At 58.5% G+C, this 6822-nt stretch carries 6 protein-coding genes; 3 read left to right on the top strand and 3 right to left on the bottom strand.

The features are described from left to right. Nucleotides 1-94 precede the first annotated feature (94 nt). Nucleotides 95-1717, top strand: a complete 1623-nt coding sequence (locus tag GT748_RS14560) for a recombinase family protein (protein ID WP_087231426.1) — start codon at nucleotides 95-97, stop codon at nucleotides 1715-1717. Nucleotides 1718-1778: 61 nt separating this feature from the next. Next, nucleotides 1779-2411 carry a hypothetical protein gene (locus tag GT748_RS14555; protein ID WP_083546627.1) on the top strand — a complete coding sequence of 211 codons (633 nt, stop codon included), beginning with the start codon at nucleotides 1779-1781 and terminating at the stop codon, nucleotides 2409-2411. A gap of 65 nt (nucleotides 2412-2476) precedes the next feature. Here GT748_RS14555 and GT748_RS14550 read toward each other — a convergent pair whose 3' ends face one another. Continuing rightward, nucleotides 2477-2665, bottom strand: a complete 189-nt coding sequence (locus GT748_RS14550; RefSeq protein WP_143161643.1) for a DUF4179 domain-containing protein — start codon at nucleotides 2663-2665, stop codon at nucleotides 2477-2479. 1192 nt (nucleotides 2666-3857) lie between these two features. Beyond that, the gene (deoD, locus tag GT748_RS14545; protein WP_044992692.1) at nucleotides 3858-4574 is read right to left on the bottom strand and encodes a purine-nucleoside phosphorylase; all 717 of its coding nucleotides are present in this window, start codon (nucleotides 4572-4574) and stop codon (nucleotides 3858-3860) included. A 258-nt stretch (nucleotides 4575-4832) separates the two neighbouring features. On the opposite strand from deoD, the gene GT748_RS14540 reads away from it, so the two are divergent. Further along, entirely contained in the window at nucleotides 4833-5567 is a 735-nt protein-coding gene (locus GT748_RS14540; RefSeq protein ID WP_021659708.1) for a DeoR/GlpR family DNA-binding transcription regulator, read from the top strand. A gap of 90 nt (nucleotides 5568-5657) precedes the next feature. Here GT748_RS14540 and GT748_RS14535 read toward each other — a convergent pair whose 3' ends face one another. Then, a complete protein-coding gene (locus tag GT748_RS14535) occupies nucleotides 5658-6713 on the bottom strand; it encodes an NADH:flavin oxidoreductase (protein ID WP_021659707.1) in 1056 nt (351 codons plus the stop codon). Nucleotides 6714-6822: the final 109 nt, after the last annotated feature.

Genomic DNA, 6822 nt, shown 5'->3' with positions numbered 1-6822 from the left:
CATCATTGATAACACGCCCACGCTTATGATATAATTGCCATAGAGCAAAAGTATTGTAAGCGTGGGTTGTTTCTTTAGAAGGAGGATTTTTACGGTGAAACAACCTTACAATACTACGATTTACAACACGGCGCTTTATATGAGATTGAGCCGGGACGATGAACTGCAAGGAGAAAGCGGGAGTATTCAGACACAACGCATGATGCTCCGGCAATATGCCGCCGAGCATGGCCTGAATGTCATAGATGAATATATCGACGATGGATGGTCTGGAACGAACTTTGACAGGCCGGATTTTCAGAGAATGATTGATGACATTGAGGACAGGAAAATCAACTGCGTTGTTACGAAGGATTTATCCCGCTTAGGCAGAAACTACATTCTGACCGGCCAGTACACGGAAATCTACTTTCCCAGCAAAGGCGTCCGCTATATCGCTGTCAATGACAATGTGGACACCATCAACGGAGAGAATGAGCTTGCCCCATTCCTCAACATTCTGAATGAAATGCACGCCCGCCAGACCAGCAAAAAGGTAAAGGCGGCCATGCGGACACGGTTCGCAAATGGCGCACACTATGGAGCCTATGCTCCGCTTGGCTATGTCAAAGACCCAGATAAGAAAGGCCATCTTCTGATTGACCCGGAAACAAGGTGGATTATCGAAAAGATTTTTGACCTTGCCGTTCATGGCCGGGGAGCCGCCAGCATTACACGGATTTTGGTCGAAGAAAAAGTACCTACTCCCGGCTGGCTGAATTTCCAGAGATACGGCACTTTCGCAAATATCTATGCCGGAGCGCCGGAGGAAAAAGCCTATGCGTGGACGATAGCGCAGGTGAAAAGTATTCTGAAAGAGGAAACCTATATCGGACACAGCGTCCACAATAAGCAGACCAATATTTCATTCAAAAACAAGAAGAAAGTACGCAAGCCAAAAGAGGAATGGTATCGTGTGGAGAACACCCACGAAGCGATTATTTCCGAAGATGTGTTCCGTCAAGTACAGGAGCAGATTTGCAACAGGCGCAGACGGCAGAAGAACGGCACAACACAGATATTTTCCGGGCTGGTAAAATGTGCGGACTGCGGCTGGTCGCTGGCCTATGGTATGAACAGCCAGAACAAAAATCCCTATGCCCACTACCATTGTAGCAAGTACGGGCAAGGATTGCACCAGTGTTCCATGCACTATATCCGCTATGATGTGCTTTACGCCTATGTCCTTTCCCGTCTGCAATACTGGTCTGTGCTGGCACAGCAGGATGGGGACAAACTTCTGAAACGGCTACTTAACGCCAGCGACAAGGAACGCAATACTGCAAGGAAGCGGCAGACAGCCGAACTGAAAAAGGCGGAAAAGCGCAAAGCAGAAGTAGACACCCTGTTTGCAAAAATGTATGAGGACTGGTCTGCCGGACGCATTACAGAATACAATTTCAATATGCTGTCCGAAAAGTATCAGGGCGAACAGCGAGAATTGGACGCAAAAATTGAACGGCTTCACGAAGCGATGGAGGCCGCCGCCCAGACAGCGGTTGACGCTGAAAAGTGGATAGGTCTGATGAAACAGTATGTCAATCCCACAGAATTGACGGCTGAACTTCTGAATACGCTGATTGAAAAAATCCTTGTCCATGAAGCGGTCAAAAGTGAGGACGGAAGCCGGGAACGGGAGGTAGAAATCTTCTACCGCTTTATCGGCAAAATCGAATGACACATCTTGAGATACCCAACAATATCTTTAACTAAGGGAAACCGGCGCTTCCACTCCCGACGTGGGCAATCTGGTCGCCCTGAGCGACTACTTTGGCGTCAGCCTGGACGAACTGGTCAAGGGGGAAAAACAGCCCCAACCGTCGGCCCCTCCGGCCGACGATGTGGACCCCTTCCCCCGCCGCTTCCAGTGGGAGTACAAGAGCAAGCGGACCCTCTTCGGGTTGCCTCTGGTGCACATCCACCTGGGGTGGGGGCTCTGTCGGGCCAAGGGGATACTGGCCATCGGCAATCTGGCCACCGGCCTCTTCTCCCTGGGGGCACTTTCGGCAGGGCTCTTCTCCCTCGGCGGGCTCTCCCTGGGACTGTTGGCCCTCGGTGGGCTGACTCTGGGTGGGGTGGCCCTGGGCGGCGTCGCGATAGGGCTGCTGGCCATCGGCGGGCTGGCGGTGGGGGTGGTTTCCCTGGGTGGACTCTCCATCGGCGTCTACGCGGTGGGGGGCGCGGCCCTGGCTGACCGGGTGGCCATCGGCGGGTTTGCCTCCGGCCACATCGCCCTCGGTGAACGGGCGCGGGGAAGCTTGGCGTACTCCCGCGCGACCTGTACCCCTGATTTGCTGCGCCGGATGATTCTAGACGAGTACCCCCACACCTGGAAAGCCCTCGTCGACTTTCTCACCCTCTTTTTGGAATAGCGTCTATCGAGAAAAGGCAGCGCCCCGGCGGAAAACGATCCGCCGGGGCGCTGACCCTTTTGGCGCTATTTCGCCCGCGCCCTGAAAAACTGCCAGACCAGCGCTGCCGCCCCGGCGATGGCCAGGGTGCCGCCGGCCCCCTCCCAAAAACCCTTGGCAAAACTCCCGGGCGACGCCAGAAGCGACCCGCCGATCAGACAGCAGAGCCCGGCCGCCACAGCGGCCAGGGCCATCACCCTTTCTCCTTTTTTCACGCCGTTTTCCACCTCCTCTCTGTGCAGACTCGTCCGCTACGGGGAATTTTATCCGGTTGGTGACCTTCTGTTAAATAGGGGGATGAGAGGGAAGGGCCATACCGCCTGTATCTGTCGTCCCTCAATGGCCAGATGTCAATTTATCAGAAGTTTCTCTCTTCCGCTGCGATAGAGGGCAGCGCACTCTCAAAAAGGAGGAACTGTATCGGGGGAAATAAACTCATCTCTCTCGCCCCGATAGAGCAGATGGGCAGCGGTCGCCCCACACCAGGCCAGCCATCTTCGCAAAACACCCCGGTGGCTGCCTTCCTCTCTGGCCCGAGACCCTTCCCTCTCAAGGGCTCCTCCGCTCCCAACGCATAGGAGGGCAGTACGCCTCAAAGGAAATTTTGCGCCGGGAAAAGTGTGTCTGTTACTCGCCCTGACAGGCCAGATGGATGGGCAACTGCTCCTCGCTTGGCAGCCACCTTCGCGGAAATGCTTCGGCAGCGGCCTTCCCCTTGGCTCAGAGCTCTTCTCTCCCCAATGCTCTTCCGCCCCCAACGCACAGGGGGAAAGCACACCTCAAAAAGGGATTTTGCACTGAAAGAAGCGCATCTGTCTTCTCTCGCACCGACAAAACAGACGGGCGGGGCAATCGTCCCCTGCCCCAGGTGGCAGCCCCGCAAAACACTCCAGCCGCCTCCATGCCAGTCAGTCTCACAAAGATACCTCAGCAGCGACCTCCCCTCTGGCTCGGAGTTCTTCCCCCTCTAAATCTCTTCCGCCCCACCGCACAAGGGGAGCAGCCTGTCCCAAAGGGAAGAGTGCACTGGAAGGAACGAGCCCATTTTCCCATCGTCTCGGCAGGGCAGATGGGAGGCAGACAGTCCCTGTCAAAAGGCTTCAACAAGCTGCCTTCTTCCGGCCCGGAACCTCCCCACCCTTTAGCGCCCTCCCACTCCCGCCACACAGGAAGGGCAACACGCCCCTCAAAGGGGGATCTTGTGCCAGGAGGAGTATCCATTTTCCCCTCTCGCCTCGACAGGGCAGGTGGGCGGGGCGGGCGCCTCACACGAGACGGCCATCCCCGCAAAAAATCCTCAGCGGTTGCCTTCCCTCAGCCAGGGGCTCCCCTCTCCACGCGCGTCAAGAGCCCTACCCCGCTCAGGGGGAAGGGCTCTTGACAGTGCCTTTTATGGGGACGATCCCTTTACAGGATGCCCAGGGCGATCTCCATCATGTTGGTGAGGGCCAGCTCCCGGTCCGCCGAGGAGATGGACTGTTTCTCCCCCTTCAGGGTGTCGGAGATGGTCAGCAGGGTCGCGGCCCTCTTGCCGTTGAGGGCGGCGTTGTGAAAGAGGGCAAAGCTCTCCATGTCGATGCAGATGCAGCCGTGCTCCCGGTTGAGCTTTTCGATGTAGGCAGCCTTGTCGACGCCGTGGTAGTAGAAGACGTCGCTGGAGTGAACGACCCCCTCCACCAGCTCCTTCCCCAGGCGCTGGGCGCTCTCTTTGAGCTGGGCGTTGAGCTGGGTGCTGGGGTAGGTGAGGTCCTTGTCGTACCCGCTCTGCGCCAGGGCATAGGTGGAGGCGCTCCAGGCGGCGGTGGCCATCACCACGTCGAAGAGGTTGAGCCCCTCCACATAGGAGCCGGAAGAACCCAGGCGGATGATATTGTCCACCCCGTAGTGGTGAAACAGCTCGTAGGAGTAGATGCCGATGGAGGGGATCCCCATCCCGCTGCCCATCACCGAGACCGGCTTGCCCTGGTAGGTGCCGGTAAAGCCCAACATCCCCCGCACGTGGTTGAACTCGCTCACATTGTCCAGGTAGGTCTCTGCAATGTACTTGGCGCGCAGGGGGTCCCCCGGCATGAGAACGGTGCTGGCGATCTGTCCCTTTTCAGCTGTGTTGTGTGGCGTTGACATCATTCATATCCTCCTCTGTTCTGCCGCCGGACAAGCAGGCCTCTGCCCGGACGACGTGACTGCGTTAAAAACAAATGATATTCAAAATATAACATTTGTTATTTACAACATAACATGGTAAAATACAATCGTCAACAAAAAGGAAACGGTTTGACAAAGAGTTGTGAAAGCCACACAAAAAGCTGACCCACTTTCTATTTACATAGCGCGGCAGACATGATAGATTGAGAGAAGATCGGAAACAAATGGGGTGTTTTTATGACAAAAAAGGAACAGCGGCAGAGTCTTCTGCTGCAGATGATATCCGCCCAGGGGATGCTTCCTATCCGCACCCTGGCCTCCCGGCTGGCGGTGTCGGAGATGACGGTGCGCCGGGACCTGGCCGAGCTGGAGCTGGGCCACCCCTCCGACGGGGAAGAGGGGGGCTACTCCCTGCTACAGGAGCTGGAAAAGGCCAACGCCCAGAAGGAGCAGATCGGCCGGGCCGCAGCCGCCCTCATCGAGCCGCGGGACGTCATCGCCATCGACACCGGCAGCACCACCGCCAAGATCCTGTCCCACATCCCCACCAACTACGACCTGACCGTCCTCTGCTACAACGCCAACGTCCTCTTCGCCCTGCGCAACCGGCCGGGCATCCGCCTGTTGATGTGCGGCGGGGTCTACCACCCCAACACCGAGATGCTGGAATCCGCCGAAGGGGTCTCCTTCATCCGCCGCATCCGGGTCAACAAGGCCTTTCTCTCGGCCGCCGGGATCCACCAGACCCTGGGGGTCACCTGCGCCAATCCCTACGAGGTGGCGGTGAAGGAGGCGGTCCTTCAGTCCTCCTCCCAAAAAATCCTGGTGGCGGACTCGGGCAAGTTCGGCCAGGTGCGCTCCTCCCACTTCTGCGACCTCTCCCAACTGGACACCATCGTCACCGATACCCAGCTCTCCCCCCAGTGGCAAGCCGACCTGGTGGAAGCGGGGGTCTCCCTCCGTCTGGCCTGACCCCCTTCTTTTTGACTCCGTTACAAGAAAAGCGCTCCCCGCCGCGTTTCCGGCTGGGAGCGCTTTTTTGCCTTTTCAGGGCCTCATCTTTCAAATCGCCCCGGGTACCTTGCGGTTGAAGATACAGCGGGCCTGGCCCGGCTTACTGCCCTTGCTGCTGCACTGGCCACAACTGACACAGGCGGCCCCCTCCCCGGCCCGCAGGCGGGGGATCAGGTCGGCCTGGCGGATAAAGGGGCGGCAGAGGGAGACCATCTCAATGCCCCGGTCGAGCACCGCCGCCATGTCCTCCAGGGTGCGCACGCCCCCCACCAGCATCACCGGCTGATCGGCGGCCTTTCGCAGTTGGGCGGCCCGCTCCAGGTAGTAGTTGTGCTGTCCCTTGCGCTGGTAGAAATCGCAGCCGCTGAACTCCACCGCCTCCACCTTCCAGGCGGCAAACCGCTCCATCATGTAGGGCAGGTCGGCGGCGTACTCCTCGTCCCCTTCGGGGGCGTTGCTGTTGATTTTGACAAAGACCGGGTAGTCCTCTCCGCAGCGGGCCCGCACGGCGGCCAACACCTCCTCCACGATACGAAAGCGGTTCTCCCGGCTGCCGCCGTACTCGTCACTGCGGTGGTTGCAACAGGGGGTGATGAACTGGCTAAGCAGGTAGAGGTGGGCACAGTGGATCTGCACCCCATCGCATCCGGCCGCCTGGGCTCGACCCGCGGCAGCGGCAAAGGCCGCAACCACCCGACCGATCTCCTCTCTGGTCATGGCGCGGGCCGGCGCCCCCGGCTCCAGAGTGATGGCGGAGGGGGCCAGCGGCACCTCCGGTGTGGCCTTGGCCCCGGCATGGCTGAGCTGGGCCACCACTTTACAGCCGTGGCGCTGCACCCGCTTCACCGCGCTCGCCAGCGCCGGGATGTAGCGGTCGTGGTCCAGGGCGTTCTGGCTGGCCGACGCCTGGCCCAGAACATCCACATAGAGGTGGCCGGTGATAAAGAGGCCCAGGTCGTTTTGGGCCAGCTCCTCCCAGATGTCGGCCTGCAAGTCGCTCACATAGCCGGTCTCGTTGCCGACATAGTCGTGGGTGGCGGAACGGGCGATCCGGTTTTTCACCGTCATGGTCCGCAGGGTCACCGGGGTAAAAACGGGGTGCATGGCAAATCTCCCTCTCTCTTTGAATTGGTTTCATTGTACCAAGTCGCTGGCGCGACGGCTAGTGCAAGGTACATAATTCCGCTGCTTTTCCGAAAAAAATAGCAGTTTT

The organism is Bittarella massiliensis (ex Durand et al. 2017), from assembly GCF_009876955.1.
GTDB lineage: Bacteria > Bacillota > Clostridia > Oscillospirales > Ruminococcaceae > Bittarella > Bittarella massiliensis.
The sequence above is the reverse complement of the archived record's forward strand: the minus strand, read 5'-3'. Positions and strand labels throughout refer to the sequence as shown.